Origin of the sequence: Pseudomonas saxonica (assembly GCF_007858365.1) — a bacterium.
Classification (GTDB): domain Bacteria; phylum Pseudomonadota; class Gammaproteobacteria; order Pseudomonadales; family Pseudomonadaceae; genus Aquipseudomonas; species Aquipseudomonas saxonica.
The window spans coordinates 311818-331233 of sequence record NZ_VFIO01000003.1; the positions used below are offsets into that span (position 1 = coordinate 311818).

General features: G+C 57.2%; 17 protein-coding genes. 8 read left to right on the forward strand and 9 right to left on the reverse strand.

The genetic code is table 11. The features are described from left to right. Window positions 1-155: 155 nt before the first annotated feature. The gene (gene mltF / locus FJD38_RS11155) at window positions 156-1613 is read left to right on the forward strand and encodes a membrane-bound lytic murein transglycosylase MltF (protein ID WP_122782493.1); all 1458 of its coding nucleotides are present in this window, start codon (window positions 156-158) and stop codon (window positions 1611-1613) included. A 174-nt stretch (window positions 1614-1787) separates the two neighbouring features. Here mltF and pdxJ read toward each other — a convergent pair whose 3' ends face one another. The 8 genes from pdxJ to lptF form a co-directional block, all read right to left on the reverse strand. Further along, the gene (gene pdxJ / locus FJD38_RS11160; RefSeq protein ID WP_146385349.1) at window positions 1788-2531 is read right to left on the reverse strand and encodes a pyridoxine 5'-phosphate synthase; all 744 of its coding nucleotides are present in this window, start codon (window positions 2529-2531) and stop codon (window positions 1788-1790) included. A gap of 50 nt (window positions 2532-2581) precedes the next feature. Further along, the gene (recO, locus tag FJD38_RS11165) at window positions 2582-3271 is read right to left on the reverse strand and encodes a DNA repair protein RecO (RefSeq protein ID WP_122782495.1); all 690 of its coding nucleotides are present in this window, start codon (window positions 3269-3271) and stop codon (window positions 2582-2584) included. Window positions 3272-3415: 144 nt separating this feature from the next. Next, on the reverse strand, window positions 3416-4318 hold the full coding sequence (era, locus tag FJD38_RS11170; RefSeq protein WP_122782496.1) for a GTPase Era: 903 nt from the start codon (window positions 4316-4318) through the stop codon (window positions 3416-3418). Further along, window positions 4311-5000, reverse strand: coding sequence for a ribonuclease III (gene rnc, locus FJD38_RS11175; protein WP_122782497.1), 690 nt, complete (start codon window positions 4998-5000; stop codon window positions 4311-4313). The genes era and rnc overlap by 8 nt, the downstream gene beginning before the upstream one ends. A 259-nt stretch (window positions 5001-5259) precedes the next feature. After that, window positions 5260-6114 carry a signal peptidase I gene (gene lepB / locus FJD38_RS11180; RefSeq protein WP_122782498.1) on the reverse strand — a complete coding sequence of 285 codons (855 nt, stop codon included), beginning with the start codon at window positions 6112-6114 and terminating at the stop codon, window positions 5260-5262. Between the two features lie 5 nt (window positions 6115-6119). Further along, the gene (gene lepA, locus FJD38_RS11185) at window positions 6120-7919 is read right to left on the reverse strand and encodes a translation elongation factor 4 (RefSeq protein WP_122782499.1); all 1800 of its coding nucleotides are present in this window, start codon (window positions 7917-7919) and stop codon (window positions 6120-6122) included. A gap of 162 nt (window positions 7920-8081) precedes the next feature. After that, window positions 8082-9143 (reverse strand): LPS export ABC transporter permease LptG, encoded by a 1062-nt coding sequence (gene lptG / locus FJD38_RS11190; protein WP_122782500.1) that lies wholly within the window; start codon window positions 9141-9143, stop codon window positions 8082-8084. Further along, on the reverse strand, window positions 9136-10254 hold the full coding sequence (lptF, locus tag FJD38_RS11195; protein WP_122782501.1) for an LPS export ABC transporter permease LptF: 1119 nt from the start codon (window positions 10252-10254) through the stop codon (window positions 9136-9138). The genes lptG and lptF overlap by 8 nt, the downstream gene beginning before the upstream one ends. Window positions 10255-10572: 318 nt before the next feature. On the opposite strand from lptF, the gene FJD38_RS11200 reads away from it, so the two are divergent. The 5 genes from FJD38_RS11200 (at window position 10573) to rlmF (ending at window position 17130) form a co-directional block, all read left to right on the forward strand. Next, on the forward strand, window positions 10573-12063 hold the full coding sequence (locus tag FJD38_RS11200) for a leucyl aminopeptidase (RefSeq protein ID WP_146385351.1): 1491 nt from the start codon (window positions 10573-10575) through the stop codon (window positions 12061-12063). Window positions 12064-12122: 59 nt separating this feature from the next. Then, the gene (locus tag FJD38_RS11205; protein WP_146385353.1) at window positions 12123-12563 is read left to right on the forward strand and encodes a DNA polymerase III subunit chi; all 441 of its coding nucleotides are present in this window, start codon (window positions 12123-12125) and stop codon (window positions 12561-12563) included. 7 nt (window positions 12564-12570) lie between these two features. Further along, a complete protein-coding gene (locus tag FJD38_RS11210) occupies window positions 12571-12945 on the forward strand; it encodes a DNA polymerase III subunit chi (protein WP_122782504.1) in 375 nt (124 codons plus the stop codon). Between the two features lie 232 nt (window positions 12946-13177). Continuing rightward, the gene (locus FJD38_RS11215; RefSeq protein ID WP_122782505.1) at window positions 13178-16024 is read left to right on the forward strand and encodes a valine--tRNA ligase; all 2847 of its coding nucleotides are present in this window, start codon (window positions 13178-13180) and stop codon (window positions 16022-16024) included. An 89-nt stretch (window positions 16025-16113) separates the two neighbouring features. Further along, entirely contained in the window at window positions 16114-17130 is a 1017-nt protein-coding gene (gene rlmF, locus FJD38_RS11220; protein ID WP_146385355.1) for a 23S rRNA (adenine(1618)-N(6))-methyltransferase RlmF, read from the forward strand. 71 nt (window positions 17131-17201) lie between these two features. On the opposite strand, the gene FJD38_RS11225 is transcribed toward rlmF, so the two are convergent. Further along, window positions 17202-17483: an HU family DNA-binding protein gene (locus FJD38_RS11225; protein ID WP_122782507.1), complete on the reverse strand. Its 282-nt coding sequence runs from the start codon at window positions 17481-17483 to the stop codon at window positions 17202-17204. A gap of 398 nt (window positions 17484-17881) precedes the next feature. Here FJD38_RS11225 and yejK point away from each other — a divergent pair, with 398 nt between their 5' ends. Both yejK and FJD38_RS11235 read left to right on the forward strand, forming a co-directional pair. Continuing rightward, the gene (yejK, locus tag FJD38_RS11230; protein ID WP_146385357.1) at window positions 17882-18886 is read left to right on the forward strand and encodes a nucleoid-associated protein YejK; all 1005 of its coding nucleotides are present in this window, start codon (window positions 17882-17884) and stop codon (window positions 18884-18886) included. Beyond that, entirely contained in the window at window positions 18886-19260 is a 375-nt protein-coding gene (locus FJD38_RS11235; protein ID WP_122782509.1) for a glutaredoxin family protein, read from the forward strand. The genes yejK and FJD38_RS11235 overlap by 1 nt, the downstream gene beginning before the upstream one ends. Window positions 19261-19416: the final 156 nt, after the last annotated feature.

Sequence of the window (19416 nt, forward strand, 5' to 3'; positions counted from 1 at the left end):
TGGCTATCAGAGGCATCAGACATGGAGCAATCAGCTCTTTAAACCCTGCCTTACCCCCCATTCCACGGGGGTTAAGGCTGTTTTCCCTGCTGTTATCAGAATGACCACACATTGTCGAGATATGGCACCCGCGCTGCTTTGCGTATACTGCGCGAATGTTTTCTATAACCGAATTCCGCCCGCGCTGCGCCAAATGGCTTATCGCAACCGGACTCTTCCTGATGCTCGGTGCCTGCGTTGAAAAACCCAGCACCCTTGAGCGCATAAAGGAGGACGGTGTACTGCGGGTCATTACCCGTAACAGCCCGGCCACTTACTTTGAGGACCGCAACGGCGAAACCGGCTTTGAATATGAGCTGGTAAAGCGCTTTGCCGACGATCTGGGGGTCGAACTCAAGATCGAAACTGCTGACAACCTGGACGACATGTTTACCAAGCTGGGCCAACCTGACGGCCCGGCTCTGGCTGCTGCCGGACTGGTCAGCAGCGAGAAACGCCTGCAGCAAGCGAAGTTTTCTCACCCTTACCTCGAAGTCACGCCGCAAATCATCTATCGCAACGGCCAATCGCGCCCCACCTCTGCGGCAGACCTGGTGGGCAAACGCATCACCGTCCTCAAAGGCAGCTCTCACGCAGAGCAGCTCGCCGAGCTCAAAAAGCAGTATCCGGGTATCGACTATGAAGAGTCTGACGCCGTTGAAGTCGTCGACTTGCTGCGCATGGTCGATGAAGGCCAGATTGACCTGACGCTGGTCGACTCCAACGAAGTGGCGATGAATCAGGTGTACTTCCCCAATGTACGTGTGGCGTTCGACCTGGGTGATGCACGCAGCCAGCGCTGGGCGGTGAAGGCCGGTGAAGACAACAGCCTGCTGAACGAGATCAACACCTACCTCGACAAGGTTCAGAAAAACGGCACCCTGCAACGCTTGAAGGATCGTTACTACGGGCACGTAGACGTGCTGGGCTACGTGGGCGCGTACACCTTCGCCCAGCACCTGCAAGAGCGTCTGCCCAAATACGAAAAATTCTTCAAGGAAGCGGCCAAAAAGGAACAGATTGACTGGCGGTTGTTGGCAGCCATGGGGTACCAAGAGTCCTTGTGGCAACCCGCGGTCACCTCCAAAACGGGCGTTCGCGGCCTGATGATGCTGACCCAGAACACCGCCCAAGCCATGGGCGTTTCTAATCGGCTGGACGCAAAACAAAGCATTATGGGCGGGGCCAAATACATCGCCCAGATCAAAAGCGAGCTCGACGACGACATCCAGGAGCCCGATCGCACCTGGTTTGCCCTAGCGGCTTATAACGTGGGCGGCGGGCATCTTGACGACGCGCGCAAGCTGGCCAAAAAAGAAGGCCTGAACCCGAACAAGTGGCTGGATGTGAAAAAAATGCTGCCTCGCCTTGCGCAGAAGCAGTGGTACAGCAAAACCCGCTATGGCTACGCCCGCGGCGGGGAGCCGGTGCACTTCGTGGCCAACATCCGTCGTTACTACGACATTCTGACGTGGGCCACTCAACCGCAGCTCGAAGGCGACGAAGTCACCGACGGCAAGCTGCACATCCCCGGTATCGACAAGACCAAGCCTAAAGAAGAGCCTGCGTTGTAGATTCAACACAAATCCCGTAGCAGCTGCCGCAGGCTGCGTCCGATTGCGTAGCGATCGTAAATCAGAGTTTTGGGAAAGCCTGACAGATCGCACTCGCAGATTTTACGTGGGCTACGCCCACGGACGCAGCCTTCGGCAGCTGCTACCGGAGTTGGGCGATTTTCAAAGTCTGGTTTAAACCTTCGCAGCCGCCACGATAAGCGCTTTCATTTCGGCCACTGCCGATTTGAAGCCCACAAACAAGGCGTGCGCCACCAAGGCATGGCCGATGTTCAACTCGTTGATGCCCTTGATGGCCGCTACCGCTTCTACGTTGTGGTAATGCAGGCCGTGGCCGGCATTCACAATCAACCCCTGGGCCAGACCACAAGCCACGCCTTCTGCGACGCGCTGTAATTCTTCAGCAACTTCAGTCGGCGTTTGCGCATCGGCATAACGCCCGGTGTGCAGCTCAATCGCCGGAGCACCTACGCGCTTGGATGCTTCGATCTGGCGCTCGTCAGCATCAATGAACAGCGACACTTCACAGCCTATTTTCGCCAAACGCTCGACGGCCGCCTTGATGCGCGCCTCTTGACCCGCCACATCCAGACCGCCTTCGGTGGTGAGTTCCTGACGGGTTTCGGGCACCAAACAGATGTGCGCAGGGCGAATATGCTCGGCGAACGCCATCATTTCTTCAGTCACGCCCATCTCGAAGTTCATGCGGGTTTGCAGCACATCCTTGAGCAGCAACACGTCGCGCTCCTGGATATGACGACGATCTTCACGCAGATGCACAGTGATGCCATCAGCGCCCGCCTCTTCGGCATCCAGCGCGGCCTTGACCGGGTCAGGGTAACGCGTGCCGCGTGCCTGACGCAGTGTGGCAACGTGATCGATATTGACGCCGAGAAGAATGCGATTGCTTGTGGTCACGGAGGCTCTCCTGAAGAGCTGAAGATTCGGCGCACAGCATACCGATCTATTCAGGGCTTGCGAAACAACTCACGACTGGCCAACGGCTTACCTGCCAGATGAACGGCCAGGGCCTGACGCATCAAGCGCTTGGCCGCCGACAACGCGCCTGGGACGGCCCAGTCGGTTTGAGCCATTGCATGCAGTTCGGCGCCATGAAAAAGCCCTGGCTGGATCAGATAAATACGCTCAAGCCCGGCATCCACTTGCAAACGGTACATGCCATCAATGGCCACCGGCTCGCCATGAATGTCCTGAGTCAAAGAGAAGCCGTAACCGATGTCGTCCAGCAGCCGCCATTCAAAAGCACGCAACAACGGTTCCAGCGCCCGACCTTCGGCCAGTGCCAACAAAGTAGCGGCGTAGTGGTTGAATAAACCGGGGTGGGGATCTTCGGCGGGTAACAGGCGAATCAATAGCTCGTTAAGGTACAAGCCGCTGAACAGCGCCTCGCCATTGAGCCAGGTAGAGAGACCGGCGCTTTCCATGCGGCCCACGTTTTTAAGCTCACCACGGCCGCGAAACTCGATTTCGAGCGGAACAAAGGGCCGGGCCAATGTGCCTGCTTTGCCTCGCGCGCTGCGCAAGACCGCGCGCAACCGACCTTGTGGCGTAATGAAGTCCACCAGAGCACTGGTTTCGCGGTAAGGGCGACTGTGCAGGACGTAGGCGAGTTGTGCGACTGGGGGATTGCTGGACATGGGTGTCAGGTATCTCTGGACACTAAAGCTTCCCTCACCCTAGCCCTCTCCCGGAGGAAGAGGGCACTGAGCGCATGCGGGTTCGAAAACACCGACATTCAGCCCCCTCTCCCTCCGGGAGAGGGTTGGGGTGAGAGCAACGGATTACAGGTCGCCGTAACCCAGTGAACGCAGGGCGCGCTCATCGTCGGACCAGCCGCCTTTCACTTTCACCCACAGGTTAAGCATGATCTTGGAGTCGAACAGCAGCTCCATATCCTTGCGCGCTTCGGTACCGATACGCTTGATACGCTCGCCCTTGTCGCCAATGATGATTTTCTTCTGACCATCACGCTCAACCAGAATCAGCGCGTGAATGTGCAAGGTTTTACCTTGCTGCTTGAATTCTTCGATCTCGACCGTGATCTGGTACGGCAGTTCGGCACCCATTTGGCGCATGATTTTTTCGCGCACCAGCTCAGCGGCCAGAAAGCGGCTGCTGCGGTCGGTGATCTGATCTTCCGGGAAAAAGTGTTCGTTTTCCGGCAAGTGTTCAGCGATCACGCGCTCAAGCGCGTCAAGGTTGTGACCGTGCTGAGCAGAAATCGGGATGATCTGGGCGTTCGGCAGTTGCTCCTGAAGCCAGCTCAGGTGCGGCATCAGCTCGGCCTTGTCTTCAATACGGTCGGTCTTGTTCAGCGCAACGATCAACGGCCCGGTCACGTATTGAACGCGCTCCAGCACCATCTGGTCTTCGTCGGTCCACTTGGTGCGGTCAACAACGAAGATCACCACGTCCACGTCTTTCAACGCGGCCGACGCGGTTTTGTTCATGTAGCGGTTCAGGGCCTTTTCGCCGCCTTTGTGCATACCGGGGGTATCTACATACACCGCTTGCACGTTGCCTTCGGTCTTGATGCCCAGCATGTTGTGGCGGGTGGTCTGAGGCTTGCGCGAAGTAATCGCCAGCTTTTGACCGAGGATGTGGTTCAGCAGTGTGGATTTACCCACGTTTGGTCGACCAACAATGGCGACATAGCCACAGCGTGTTGCAGTTGTATCATTCATGGCCATTCTCCACGCCAAGGGCAATCAATGCTGCGGCGGCCGCTACCTGTTCGGCAATACGACGACTCACACCCTGACCTCGGCTTTTTTCATTCAATAGGGCAATTTCGCATTCAACGAAGAAGATGCGGCAATGCGGTTCGCCCTGGATATCTACCACTTCGTAACGTGGCAGCTCACAGGCACGCGACTGCAAGAATTCTTGCAGGCGGGTCTTTGGATCTTTGTTGGTGTCGACCAGAGTCAAGGTCTCGAATTCGCTGGCCAGCCACGCCAATACCCGATCACGGGCAGCTTCCATGCCGGCGTCCAGATAAATGGCGCCGATCAACGCTTCAAGGGCGTCGGCCAGAATCGATTCACGACGAAAACCACCGCTCTTGAGCTCGCCCGAGCCCAGGCGCAGATACTCGCCCAACTCGAAACCACGGGCCAGTACAGCCAGGGTTTCGCCTTTAACCAGACGGGCACGCAGACGCGACAGCTGGCCTTCACGGGCCAACGGGAAGCGGTCAAACAAGGCTTCGCCGGCAACAAAATTGAGGATGGCATCACCCAGAAATTCGAGACGCTCGTTATTGCGCCCCGCAAAACTGCGGTGTGTCAGGGCCAGAACCATCAGTTCCTGGTCTTTGAAGGTGTAACCGAGCTGACGCTCTAAACGACTTAATGGAAAACTCACGATTTACCCACGCTGAGTTCGTGGCCGAATGTCACCACCGGACCGATATAAGGGATCAGTGATGCTCTCTTATCGCATAGCAAATGGACCGGGAACCGGCAGTTCGCCGCCGTCACACTTAACGCTTTGTTCAAATCCACATCCTGAATACAGTTGATCGCTCACCTGAAGCGGCAAAGCAATCTTGAGACGACTGATCTGCGAACCTGTTCGTTCGCCTGAAAAGCAGTCGGCGCTGTTATTAACAGCGCCGTCTTGGCTACTTGATCAGACCAACCCGCGACAAGCTCGGCAGGTTGCTCATTTTAGGTTCTGGCCAGCTCATCCAAACAGCGAAGGCCTTGCCGACGATATTTTCGTCAGGAACCATGCCCAACTCGTTCTTGGGAATGTTGGGATCGTCCCAGTAACGGCTGTCGTTCGAATTGTCGCGGTTGTCACCCATCATGAAGTAGTGCCCGGCCGGAACCGTCCACTCCTTGCCAGGTGGCGCACGATAGCGGCTCATTTCCTTGCGGATCATGTGCTCGACTTCGCCCAGCTTTTCTTTGTACAGCTCTGCACTGCCCAATGTTCCAGGCTCAGTACCCACCAGTTGCTCGGCAACCAGTTGGTCGTTGATGTACAGCTTTTTGTCACTGGTGTAACGAATCTTGTCACCCGGCAGGCCGACTACACGCTTGATGTAGTTGACGGTCGGATCGCTTGGGTAGCGGAACACCATCACATCGCCGCGTTGCGGATCACCCACCTCGATGATTTTCTTGTCGATGACCGGCAAGCGGATACCGTAAGAAAACTTGTTCACCAAGATGAAGTCGCCCACATCCAGGGTCGGTTTCATCGAGCCGGACGGAATCTGGAACGGCTCAACCAGAAACGAACGTAGCACCAGCACGATGAACAACACCGGGAAGAACGACTTGCCGTATTCAACCAGCAGCGGTTCCTTGTTGAGCTTCTCGATAACCTGAGCATCAGCCGGCTTGACGCTGGCTTGATACTGGGCGATGGCCTTGCGCCGGCGAGGTGCCAGAAAGACCAGATCGAGCAGCGCCAGCAAACCACAGACGGCAACAGCAATGACCAGCAACAGCGGGAAATTTAGTGACATAGGACCTAGCTATCCAACCTGAGCACTGCAAGGAAGGCTTCTTGTGGAATCTCCACATTACCCACTTGCTTCATGCGTTTTTTACCGGCTTTCTGCTTTTCCAACAGCTTGCGCTTACGGCTAACGTCACCACCGTAGCATTTGGCCAGTACGTTTTTTCTGAGCGCTTTAACCGACGAGCGCGCAATGATTTGGCCACCAATTGCAGCCTGAATTGCTACATCGAACATCTGACGCGGAATCAGCTCTTTCATTTTCTCGGTCAGCGCGCGCCCTTTGTAGTGAGCGTTGTCGCGGTGAACGATCAGTGCAAGGGCATCAACCTTCTCGCCGTTGATCAATACATCGAGCTTGACCAGATTCGCCGACTGATAACGGTCGAAGTGGTAATCCAGCGAAGCATAGCCGCGACTGGTGGATTTGAGACGGTCAAAGAAGTCCAGAACCACTTCGTTCATCGGCAAATCGTAAGTCACTTGCACCTGCGAGCCGAGGAACAGCATGTCGTGCTGAACGCCACGCTTCTCAATGCACAGGGTAATGACGTTACCCAGGTGCTCTTGAGGCACAAGAATATTGGCGCGCACGATCGGTTCGCGAATATCTTCGATGGACGACACATCCGGAAGCTTGGATGGGTTATCCACGTAAATCGTTTCGCCGGACTTGAGCAGCAGCTCAAAAATAACGGTCGGCGCGGTGGTGATCAGGTCCAGGTCGTACTCGCGCTCAAGGCGCTCCTGGATGATCTCCATGTGCAGCATGCCGAGGAACCCGCAACGGAAGCCGAAGCCCAGTGCGTCGGAGCTTTCCGGGGTGTACTGCAGCGACGAATCGTTCAGCGTGAGCTTTTGCAGCGCTTCACGGAAGTCTTCAAAGTCGTCGGAGCTGACCGGGAACAGACCGGCATAGACCTGAGGCTGAATGCGCTTAAAGCCAGGCAGAACGTCAACATCAGGGGTGCTGCTCAAGGTCAGGGTGTCGCCCACTGGCGCGCCGTGAATGTCCTTGATGCCCGCGATGATGAAGCCCACTTCACCGGCTTTGAGGTCAACGGTCGCTGTGTGCTTGGGGTTGAATACACCCACGCTGTCCACCAAGTGCATCTTGCCGGTGGACTTGACCAGAATCTTGTCGCCCTTTTTCACGCGGCCGTGGCGCACGCGAACCAGAGACACAACGCCCAGGTAGTTGTCGAACCAGGAGTCGATGATCAACGCTTGCAGCGGATCTTCGTAATTACCGGTCGGGGCTGGAATGGTGTGCACCAGACGTTCGAGCACTTCGTCGACGCCAAGGCCAGTTTTGGCACTGCACGTCACCGCATCAGTGGCATCGATACCGATGATTTTTTCGATTTCGTCTTTTACACGATCAGGATCGGCCTGCGGCAGGTCGATCTTGTTCAGTACCGGCATGACCTCAAGGCCTTGCTCGATAGCGGTGTAACAGTTGGCTACGGACTGAGCTTCAACGCCCTGCCCCGCATCCACCACCAGCAACGCACCTTCACACGCCGCCAGAGACCGGCTGACTTCATAGGTGAAGTCAACATGGCCCGGGGTGTCAATAAAGTTCAGCTGGTAGGTAATGCCGTCTTTGGCCGTGTAATACAAGGTGACGCTGTGCGCTTTGATGGTGATCCCGCGCTCACGCTCGAGGTCCATGGAATCCAGCACCTGGGCTTCCATTTCACGGGCACTCAGCCCGCCACACATCTGGATGAAACGATCGGCCAGCGTCGACTTGCCATGGTCAATGTGGGCGATGATGGAGAAATTGCGGATATGACTCAAATCACTCACGGGTCAACACTCAAAAAAAGTCGCAGGCAGACTGCCCGCCGAAAAATAGCCGGGAATTGTACCTGATGATCGCGCCAAGCGTCACGTTCACTGGCCAAGGTACACCGACAAAAAAGCCCCTACCGTGAGATAGAGGCTTTTGAGTGACTCAATAACGACGCATCAACCCGCTCGGCGCAACAGCCACAGCCCCGCCAATGCGCAGATAGCGGCCGGTAGCAGCACCGCAAACAGTGGCGAGAAGCCAAACACCAGGCTGGAGGGGCCCAGCAAGTCCTGGGCAATCTTGAATGCAAAGCCGACCAGCACCCCGGTGAATACTCGCTGCCCCAGTGTGACAGAGCGTAACGGACCGAAAATGAACGAGATCGCCATCAACACCAGCGCAGCCGTGACCAAGGGTTGCAACACCTTGACCCAGAACGCCAGCCAGTAACGACCGTTGTTCAGGCCTTGATCCTTGAGGTAGTGGATATAGCTCCACAAGCCGCTGATGGACAGGGCGTCAGGCGCCATGACCACGGTATTGAGCAACTGCGGGCTCAACAGTACGTCCCAACGCTCTGCGGGGACTTTGACGACTTCAGTGCTGCGATCATGGAAAACCGTGGTGGCAACGTCGGTCAACTGCCAGTGATCCTGATCGAACTGCGCTCTTTTGGCGAAGCTGGACGACAGCATGTGGCGCTCTTTATCAAAGCGGTAGCGGGTAACACCCAGCAAGACACCATTGGGTTGTACCGCGTTGATATGGATGAACTCATCACCCTGACGGTGCCACAAGCCATGCTTGGAGCTTTGCGCATCACCGCCGCCCTGCGCCAGGGCGCGGTTGGCCTGAGCCATGGTTTCAGTGGCTGGCGCGACATACTCACCGATCAACAGGCCGGCCACCATCAGCACCAGCATCGGCTTCATGACCGCCCAAACGATACGCCCGATAGAAACACCGGCCGCCCGCATGATGGTCAATTCACTGTTGCTCGCCAGGCTGCCCAGGCCGATCAGACAGCCGATCAGGGCCGCCATCGGCAGCATGTCGTACATGCGGCGCGGCGCCGTGAGCAAGACAAAACTCAGCACATCCATGACGGTGTAGGTGTCACTGACGCTGCCCATTTCGTCGATAAACGCAAACAGCGTGGCCAGTCCTAGAATAATCCCCAGTACCGCCAGGATCGCCAACAACACACTTTTACCAATGTAGCGATCGAGCTTAACCACGGGCCATCTCCTTCACGCTACGACGACTCGCCAACTTCAAGCGCAACGGTTCCCAATACAACAGCCCCAGACCAACCGCCAGGAACAGAATATGCACCCACCACAAACCCAGCACCGGGGACAGCTTGCCCTTCTCAAGGGCACCACGGGCCGAAATCAGCATGGTCAGATACCCCATATACAGCAGGATGGCCGGCAATAATTTGAGGAATCGACCCTGACGTGGATTAACCCGCGACAGAGGCACCGCAATCAAGGTCACGACAAACACCAGCAACGGCAAGGAAATACGCCACTGCAATTCGGCAATGGCACGCGGCTCAGGATTGCCTATCAGGTCGAGCGTCGGAATCGCATCGCGGTCAGTCACTTCATCACTGACGTCCGGCTTGGGCAGCAACACACCGTACGTGTCGTACTGAATGGCGCGATAGTCGGCCAGCCCGGGCTGCCCGTCATAGCGATAGCCGTTGTCCAGCACCAGCCAGCGACTGCCGTCGGGGCGCACTTCCTGACGGCCTTTTTCAGCCACCAGCACCGAAATGCCACGATCCTTGGCATCTTGCCCAAGGTTTTTCTGAGAGATGAACACGCCCGACAGGTTAGTACGGTCGTTGGTCAGCTCTTCGGTGTAGGTCACCCGCGAGCCGTCACTCAAGGACTGAAAACGCCCCGGCTCCAGCGTATCGAACTCGGTCAGGGCATCTTGCTTGTTCAGCAGCAACTGAAACTGATTGGCACCTTGCGGGGCCAGACTCAGGCTCAGCCATGCCACCACCAGCGCAACAAAAGCCGCAGGCACCAGTGTCATGCCCAGCAAACGCTGCTGACTCATGCCGGTGGCCGACAACACGGTCATCTCGCTTTCCAGGTACAACCGGCCATACGCCAGCAAAATACCCAAAAACAGACCCAGTGGCAGGATCAGTTGCATAAACCCCGGCAGTCGAAACCCCATGATCAGGAACAACGAACCAGGATCGAGCGCGCCGGAAGCAGCCTGCGCCAAGTATTTAATGAAACGACCACTCATGATGATGACCAGCAGCACAGCACTGACTGCACTCAAGGTAACCATGACTTCGCGGGATAGATAACGGAAGACGATCAAACCAGACACTCCAGGGGTCGTCAGGCAAAGGCGGCCAAACAAACGGCATAACGAGTGGACACAGACTCCGATGAAGAGCCTAGCCGTTAAAAAAGATGGCGCATTATCCTGTGAATGAGTGCGCCTGTCACTGCGCATGCTCACCCAAGGCTTCAAAGCGTGAATGACACGGCAATCGAGGGTTGTCAGGGTCTGCCGACGAGGTTCAAACTGCCCGCCTTGACGCTTGCCCGAACGGCAGGTGAAGCGCTTCATCTATATAAGCAAGCAAACACTTCGTTTGTACGCACGTTGACCATTTGATTCAGGGACCCGGACATGGAACTGGTTGTAAAAAGCGTTAGCCCAGAAACGTTGAAAACGGCCACTCTAGTGGTCGCCATCGGTGAAGACCACACACTCGGCAACACAGCCAAGGCCATTGACGAACTCACGGGCGGCGCCATCAGCGCCGTACTCAAGCGCGGCGACATCGCCGGCAAAACCGGTCAAACCCTGCTGCTGCACAGCCTGCCCAACCTTAAAGCCGAGCGCGTACTGCTGGTGGGTACCGGTAAAGATGCCGAACTGGGTGATCGCCCGTTTCGCAAAATTATCAGCAGTACCCTCAACGTACTGAAAGGTCTGGGCGGCAGCGATGCCGTTCTGGCGCTGGACGAACTGGTCGTCAAGGGTCGCGACAGCTACGGCAAAACCCGTCTGCTGGCAGAAACACTGGTTGATGGCGAATACACGTTCGACCGTTTCAAGAGCCAGAAAGCCGAACCGCGCGCGCTGAAAAAAATCACCCTGCTGACCATCAAGGCTGCACAGGCTGAAGTGCAACTGGCTGTAACCCATGCTCAGGCGATTGCTGCCGGCATGTCGTTCACCCGCGATCTGGGCAACTTGCCGCCGAACATCTGCCACCCGACTTTCCTGGCTGAACAGGCCAAGGAGCTGGGCAAGGAATACAAAGGCCTGAAAGTCGAAATCCTTGACGAGAAAAAGATCAAGGACCTGGGCATGGGCGCGTTCTACGCCGTGGGCCAGGGCAGCGACCAGCCGCCTCGCCTGATTGTCATGAACTACTCGGGCGGCAAAAAATCCGAGAAGCCATACGTACTGGTCGGCAAAGGCATCACCTTTGACACCGGCGGCATCAGCCTCAAGCCGGGCGCCGGCATGGACGAAATGAAGTACGACATGGGTGGCGCTGCCAGCGTGTTTGGTACGCTGCGCGCCGTGCTTGAGCTGAAGTTGCCGATCAACCTGGTGTGCATTCTGGCTTGCGCCGAAAACATGCCAAGCGGCGGCGCAGCTCGCCCAGGTGACATCGTCACGACCATGAGCGGTCAAACCGTCGAGATCCTCAATACCGATGCCGAAGGCCGTCTGGTACTGTGCGACGCCCTGACCTACGCCGAACGCTTCAAGCCGCAAGCCGTTATCGACATTGCTACCTTGACCGGCGCCTGCATGGTTGCCTTGGGCGCTCACACGTCCGGCCTGATGGGCAACAACGACGAGTTGATCGGCCAACTGCTCGAAGCCGGCAAACAAGCCGACGACCGCGCCTGGCAACTGCCGTTGTTCGACGAATACCAGGAGCAACTGGACAGCCCGTTTGCCGACATGGCCAACATTGGCGGCCCGAAAGCCGGTGCAATCACCGCAGGCTGCTTCCTGTCGCGTTTCGCCAAGGCCTATCACTGGGCGCACCTGGACATCGCTGGCACCGCATGGGTGAGCGGCGGCAAGGACAAGGGCGCCAGCGGCCGCCCAGTGCCTCTGCTGACCCAGTACCTGCTGGACCGCGCCAACGCTTGACGCTGACAATCGAAGACTGCGCGGCTTGATGGCCGCGCAGCCTCGATTCAGGAATCGCAATGACCACTGAAACAACCAAAATCGACTTCTATATTCTTCCAAGCGCGGCCACATCGGCGCGGCTGGATTTTGCCTGCAAGCTCACCGAAAAAGCCTGGCGCCTCGGGCATCGGGTCTACCTGCACTGTAGCGACGCCGCGCAACGCCAGGATCTGGATGAGCGCTTATGGCGCTTCAAGGGCGAGAGCTTTGTGCCCCACAGCCACTTCGAAGATGAACCCGATGGCGTAATTGTCATGGGCCTGAGCGAAGCACCGGCCAGCCATCAGGATTTATTGATCAACCTGGACCTTAAAGTCCCTGAATTTTTTAAACGCTTTGCCCGTGTGGCCGAAGTCGTGGTCGAAGACCCTGTCGTGCGACTGGCGGCACGAGAGAGTTTCCGCTTCTACCGCGAACAGGGCTATCCTCTGCAAGACCACAAGCTGCAACGACTTTGAGCACACGATGGACACCTCCAACTCCTCACAAAAAGCTGCGCACCTGCTCGACGACCTTGAATCCATTCGCCAATTGCTGGGCGATGATGGTCTGCAGCCGCCGCTACTGACCGAAATGGTGGGCGCCGAAGGGGCCCAGATCCCCCTGCTGTCTGAAGCCATCGACGACGAGAACCAGATGCCGCTGGTCGGTATTGCACCCGCACCGAAGGCGCAAAAACAGCCGGACGCCCTGCTCGTGCACCTGGACAACGAGCTGCGCACAGCGGCGCACTCGATCATGCAAGACGTGATCAACGACTTCACGCCGCATATCGAAACCGAAATTAAACGCCGCCTTGAAGCGCACATGGAGCGCCTGCTGGCGCAGCACCAGAGCTGAGCGATTTCTCGTAACCGCTGCCAAAGGCTGCGTCCGATTGCCAAGCGATCGCCACCCTGACAACGCGTCCCATCTGACGGATTGCATTGCCTGATTTCACGACGGCTACACCGCCGAACGCAGCCAGCAGTAGCGGCTAATCATTCGCGGCCGCGTACAACTCGCCCTTCGCGTCCCGCCCCGCTATACTTGCCGGCTTTCCTGAATTAATGCCAATAGGGTCCCGCCGCGCATGGATAAGACCTACCAGCCGCACGCCATTGAAACTTCCTGGTACAAAACCTGGGAAGAAGAGAATTATTTTGCCCCGCAAGGCGCGGGCGACCCGTACACCATCATGATTCCGCCGCCGAACGTCACCGGCAGCCTGCACATGGGTCACGGCTTCAACAACGCGATCATGGACGCCCTGATCCGTTTCCGCCGCATGCAGGGTCGCAACACCCTGTGGCAGCCGGGCACCGACCACGCGGGCATCGCCACCCAAATGCTGGTTGAGCGCCAAATTGAAGCCCAGGGCCTGAACCGCCACGATCTGGGCCGCGAGAAGTTCCTCGACAAAATCTGGGAATGGAAAGATCAATCGGGTGGCAATATCAGCCGTCAGATTCGTCGCCTCGGCTCGTCCGTAGACTGGAGCCGCGAACGTTTCACCATGGACGACGGCCTGTCCGAAGCCGTGAAGGAAGCGTTCGTGCGCCTGCACGAAGACGGCCTGATCTACCGCGGCAAGCGTCTGGTCAACTGGGACACCAAGTTGCACACGGCCATTTCCGATCTTGAAGTGGAAAACCACGACGAGAAAGGTTTCCTGTGGAACCTGCGTTACCCACTGGCCGACGGTGCGAAAACCGCTGATGGCCTGGATTACCTGGTCGTGGCTACAACCCGCCCTGAAACCATGCTGGGCGACGCAGCTGTAGCCGTGAACCCCGAAGATGAACGCTATAAAGCCCTGATCGGAAAATTCGTCGAGCTGCCGCTGGTCGGCCGCCGCATTCCGATCATTGCTGACGACTACTGTGATCCTGAGTTCGGTACCGGTTGTGTGAAAATCACCCCGGCTCACGACTTCAACGACTACGAAGTCGGCAAGCGCCACAACCTGCCGCTGCTCAACATCTTCGACAAAAACGCCGCCGTACTGCCTGCCGCTCAAGTGTTCAACCTTGATGGCACGTTGAACGACAGCGTCGACGGCACCCTGCCGGCCAAGTACGCCGGCCTGGATCGCTTCGAAGCGCGCAAGCAAATCGTCGCCGATCTGGATGCTGCTGGTTTGCTGGTCAGCGTCGATGATCACGCCCTGAAAGTGCCAAAAGGCGACCGTTCGGGCACCGTCATCGAGCCATGGTTGACCGACCAGTGGTACGTATCGACCAAGCCGCTGGCCGAGCCTGCCATTGCTGCCGTTGAAGACGGTCGCATTGCATTCGTGCCTAAACAGTACGAAAACATGTACTTCTCGTGGATGCGCGACATCCAGGACTGGTGCATCAGCCGTCAACTGTGGTGGGGCCATCGCATTCCGGCCTGGTATGACGAGTCGGGCAAGGTCTATGTGGGCCGCGACGAAGCTGAAGTGCGTGCCAAGAACAACCTGGGCCCGGACGTTGCGCTGCAACAGGACAACGACGTACTCGACACCTGGTTCAGTTCGGGTCTGTGGACCTTCTCCACCCTGGGCTGGCCGGAAAAAACCGACGCGCTGAAAACCTTCCACTCCACTGACGTGCTGGTGACGGGCTTCGACATCATTTTCTTCTGGGTTGCCCGGATGATCATGCTCACCATGCACTTGGTGAAAAACGAAGACGGCACCCCGCAAGTTCCGTTCAAGACAGTGTATGTACACGGTCTGGTGCGTGACGGTCAGGGCCAGAAGATGTCCAAGTCCAAAGGCAACGTACTGGACCCGCTGGACATCATCGACGGCATTGAACTCGAAGACCTGGTGGCTAAACGCACCTCGGGCCTGATGCAGCCAAAACTGCTGAAGAAAATCGAAAAGCAGACCCGCGACGAATTCGCTGACGGTATCGCCAGCTACGGCACCGATGCCCTGCGTTTCACCTTCTGCTCGCTGGCGTCCACCGGTCGCGACATCAAGTTCGACATGGGCCGCGTTGAAGGCTATCGCAACTTCTGCAACAAGATCTGGAACGCTGCACGCTACGTGCTGGACAAGGGCGAAGACTGCGGCCAGAACGGCGAAGCCTATGAGCTGTCGCTGGCAGACCGCTGGATCATCTCGCAGTTGCAACGCACTGAAGCCGAAGTGACCCGTCACCTCGACCAGTTCCGTTTTGACCTTGCGGCACAGGCCCTGTACGAGTTTATCTGGAACCAGTACTGCGACTGGTACCTGGAACTGTCCAAGCCTGTGCTGTGGGACGAGAACGCCCCGGTTGAACGTCAGCGTGGCACCCGCCGCACGCTGGTTCGGGTGCTGGAAGTGGCATTGCGCCTGGCTCACCCGTTCATGCCATTCATCACCGAAGAAATCTGGCAGCGCATCGCGCCGCTGGCCGGCGTTGAAGGCAAAACCATCATGCTGCAACCGTGGCCAGTACCGAACGAGGCGCGCATCGACCAGGCCGCCGAAGACGATATCGAATGGCTCAAGGGCCTGATGCTGGGTATTCGCAACATTCGTGGCGAAATGAACATCGGCCCGGGCAAGCCATTGCAGATCTACCTGAAAAACGTCAGCAGCGAAGATCAACGCCGCCTGACCGAGAATGATGCCCTGCTCAAAAAGCTGGCTAAACTCGAATCGATCACCGTGCTGCAAGACGGCGCCGAAGCACCACTGTCGGCTACCGCACTGGTAGGCGAGATGGAAGTGCTGGTGCCCATGGCCGGCCTGATCGACAAAGATGCAGAGTTGGCGCGCCTGGACAAGGAAATCCAGCGTCTGAACGGCGAAGTGGCCCGCGTAGGTGGAAAACTCTCTAACGCCGCGTTCGTTGACAAAGCTCCGGCCGAAGTCATCGAAAAAGAACGAACCAAGTTGGCCGAAGCCGAACAGGCCTTGAGCAAACTGGCCGAACAGCACGCGCGGATTTCCAGCCTGTAAAAAAGCTGCGCACCTGATCGCGGGCAAGGCCTTAGTTCTGAAAGGAACCAAGGCCTTGCCCGCGATTGCTTTTGTGGAATGAATTGAACATGACAACCCCACGCACTTCCAAAGCCACACGCCACAAGCCCAAGGCTGCCAGCGATAACACGCCGGCTGCCCCTCGGGTCAAGCCGAGCCTGCACCCGCGCAACCGCCATCAGGGCCGTTACGACTTCCCGCAGTTGATATCGGTCTGCCCTGAGCTGGCAGAGTTCGTGATCATCAACCCGTACGGCAAAGAGAGCATCGACTTCGCCAACCCGGATGCCGTGCGCGTCTTCAACCGTGCGCTGCTCAAGGCGTTCTACGGTATCGCCCACTGGGACATTCCGGCTGACTACCTGTGCCCGCCTGTGCCCGGTCGCGCTGACTACGTGCACTTCCTGGCCGACCTGCTGGCTTCCATGAACGATGGCGTCATCCCGCGTGGCCCGAGCGTGCGCGTGCTGGACATCGGCATGGGTGCAAACTGCGTTTACCCGCTGATTGGTCACAGCGAATACCGCTGGCAGTTCCTGGGCACCGAAGTTGACCCCACAGCGGTCAAGGCCGCCAAGGCGATCGTGCAGTCCAACGGGTTGAACAAAGCCATCAGCCTGCGTTTGCAGCCTGACCCGAAGAAGATCCTGCTGGACGTTCTGGACAACACCGAGCGTTTTGAACTGAGCATGTGCAACCCGCCGTTCCACGCGTCTATCGACGAAGCCACACGGGGCAGCGAGCGTAAATGGCGCGCACTGGGCAAGGCTGATCCCAAGCGCAAACTGCCCGTACTGAACTTTGGCGGTCAAGCGGCTGAATTGTGGTGCGAAGGTGGTGAGCAGCGCTTTGTGACCCAGCTGATTCGTGAAAGCGTACAAGTGGGCCGTCAGGTGCTGTGGTTCAGCGTGCTGGTGTCCAAGGCGTCCAACTTGCCGGCGATCCAGACTGCCCTGAAAAAAGCCGGTGCGCGCGAAAGCCAGGTGGTCGACATGTCACAGGGCAACAAGCAAAGCCGCTTTGTCGCCTGGACATTCCATGACAAAGAGCAGCAGCAGATGTGGCGCGAGAAAAACTGGAAGTAAATGCGCAATAGCTTGGGCATAAAAAAGCCGCGCTTCGGAGTGATCCGAAGCGCGGCTTTTTTACAACAGTCTTACTTGTTAACAGCGTCAGTCAGGCCTTTGGCCACAACGAGCTTGATAACTTTTTTGGCAGCGATTTCGATGGCAGCGCCAGTCGAAGGGTTACGGCCAGTACGGGCAGGACGCTCGGTCACTTTCAGTTTGCCAATACCTGGCAGAGTGATTTCGCCGCCATTTTCCAATTGATCAGCAACGATCTGAGCCAGTTGGTCCAGAGCATTACGCGCGGTAGTTTTCGGCGCGTCGATAGCTTCAGCGATATCAGCGATCAGTTGGTCTTTAGTCATAGCCATTGAGATGGTCCTTCCCTATCAAATTCATTTGGTTTGCAGAGTGCAAAGTCAGCTATCGAGCCAGATCTCAGGGGTCTGGCACGCCCGTTGGCTTTCACGACGAATCGCGGATGTAGAGTGCTAAAACGGGGTTTGGTTCGACCTGACACTTGCTGAATGCATGCTTTGCGCCATTACACAGCGCAAGACCGGGCAAAACTAGCACAGAGACGGCTAAATATCCGCCTCTACCTAGCCATTTGGTCAGCTTTATCGCTCTAAATCAGTAAAAAAGCCCATACGGGCGATCACAAGCCCCCTAAACACGGCCGCAAAGACTGCCCCGGCGCTCAGGTGGGTTACACTTGGCGCTTTTGCGGGGTGTGCGCCCTGCCCTCTCATTACTCACCGAGAAGCCCATGCCGATCCGTCACTGCATCGTCCATTTGATTGAAAAAAAACCCGACGGTACGCCCGCTGTTCTCCACGCCCGCGACTCTGAACTGGCCGAGTCCCAAGCCATCGAGAACATGCTCGCGGACCTCAACGAAAGCTATAACGCCAAGCAAGGTAAAGCCTGGGGTTTTTTCCATGCTGAGTCTGGCGCGCACCCGTTCAGTGGCTGGCTCAAAGAGTATCTGGACGGCGGCAAGGATTTCACCGCGTTCAGCCGCGTCGCCGTCGAGCATCTGCAAAAGCTGATGGAGGAATCCAACCTCTCAGTGGGCGGGCACGTGCTGTTTGCTCACTACCAGCAAGGCATGACTGACTATCTGGCCATCGCCTTGCTGCACCACAGTGACGGCGTGGCAGTGAACCAGGAGCTGGATGTGACCCCCTCGCGTCATCTGGATCTTGGCCAACTGCACCTGGCCGCCCGCATCAACATTTCCGAATGGCAAAACAACAAGCAGTCCAAGCAATACATTTCGTTCATCAAAGGTAAAAACGGCAAGAAGGTTTCGGAATACTTCCGCGACTTTATCGGCTGCCAGGAAGGTGTCGACGGCCCGGGCGAAACCCGAACGCTGCTCAAAGCCTTCAGCGATTTTGTTGAGAGCGAAGACCTGCCGGAAGAGTCCGCACGCGAAAAGACCAAAACACTGGTTGATTACGCCAGCAGCCAGGCCAAGATCGGTGAACCGATGGGCCTCGAAGAATTGTCCGAGCTGATTGACGAAGAGCGCCCCAAAGCCTTTTACGACCATATCCGCAACAAGGATTACGGCCTGTCGCCAGAAATCCCGGCTGACAAACGCACCCTTAACCAGTTCCGTCGGTTCACTGGCCGTGCTGAAGGCCTGTCCATCAGTTTTGAAGCGCACCTGCTGGGCTCCAAGATCGAGTTCGACGAAGAAGCCGGTACCTTGGTCATCAAAGGCCTGCCGACCCAACTGCTCGACCAGCTCAAGCGCAGCAAATAATGTTCAACGGGATTCTGAAGAAAGTCCTGTTTGTTCTGATCGTGGTGGTGGTGTTTCAGAATTGGGGCAAAATCCAGCGGGTATTGAACCCTTCGGGTGTTGTATCCGAGCAAACCCGGGCCGACGCCCGGGTCGTGCTGTATGCCACGCAGTGGTGTGGTTACTGCAAGGCCACGCGGCGTTTTCTAGACGAGAAAGGTATCCCGTTCAAAGAGTTCGATATCGACAAGGATGCAACCGCACGTGAGGCCTACGAGGCGCTGGGCGGACGCGGGATACCTATACTGGATGTCAACGGGACGTTGATCAGAGACTTCAAGCCGGAAGCGATAGAGGCGGCGTTGAAGTCACCCGCAAAAGCGCCCTCACCCTAACCCTCTCCCAGAGGGAGAGGGGACTAAAAGCAGATTCGCCCTACACCTCAGATCAAGCTCCCTCTCCCAGAGGGAGAGGGGACTAAAAGCAGATTCGCCCTACACCTCAGATCAAGCTCCCTCTCCCAGAGGGAAAGGGGACTAAAAGCAGATTCG

Bases quoted from the DNA above. Each gene is read 5' to 3' on its own strand.
- mltF (WP_122782493.1), top strand. From the start codon at position 156: ATGTTTTCTATAACCGAATTCCGCCCGCGCTGCGCCAAATGGCTTATC.
- recO (WP_122782495.1), bottom strand. From the start codon at position 3,271: ATGTCCAGCAATCCCCCAGTCGCACAACTCGCCTACGTCCTGCACAGT.
- era (WP_122782496.1), bottom strand. From the start codon at position 4,318: ATGAATGATACAACTGCAACACGCTGTGGCTATGTCGCCATTGTTGGT.
- lepB (WP_122782498.1), bottom strand. From the start codon at position 6,114: ATGTCACTAAATTTCCCGCTGTTGCTGGTCATTGCTGTTGCCGTCTGT.
- FJD38_RS11200 (WP_146385351.1), top strand. From the start codon at position 10,573: ATGGAACTGGTTGTAAAAAGCGTTAGCCCAGAAACGTTGAAAACGGCC.
- FJD38_RS11205 (WP_146385353.1), top strand. From the start codon at position 12,123: ATGACCACTGAAACAACCAAAATCGACTTCTATATTCTTCCAAGCGCG.
- FJD38_RS11210 (WP_122782504.1), top strand. From the start codon at position 12,571: ATGGACACCTCCAACTCCTCACAAAAAGCTGCGCACCTGCTCGACGAC.
- FJD38_RS11215 (WP_122782505.1), top strand. From the start codon at position 13,178: ATGGATAAGACCTACCAGCCGCACGCCATTGAAACTTCCTGGTACAAA.
- rlmF (WP_146385355.1), top strand. From the start codon at position 16,114: ATGACAACCCCACGCACTTCCAAAGCCACACGCCACAAGCCCAAGGCT.
- FJD38_RS11225 (WP_122782507.1), bottom strand. From the start codon at position 17,483: ATGGCTATGACTAAAGACCAACTGATCGCTGATATCGCTGAAGCTATC.
- yejK (WP_146385357.1), top strand. From the start codon at position 17,882: ATGCCGATCCGTCACTGCATCGTCCATTTGATTGAAAAAAAACCCGAC.
- FJD38_RS11235 (WP_122782509.1), top strand. From the start codon at position 18,886: ATGTTCAACGGGATTCTGAAGAAAGTCCTGTTTGTTCTGATCGTGGTG.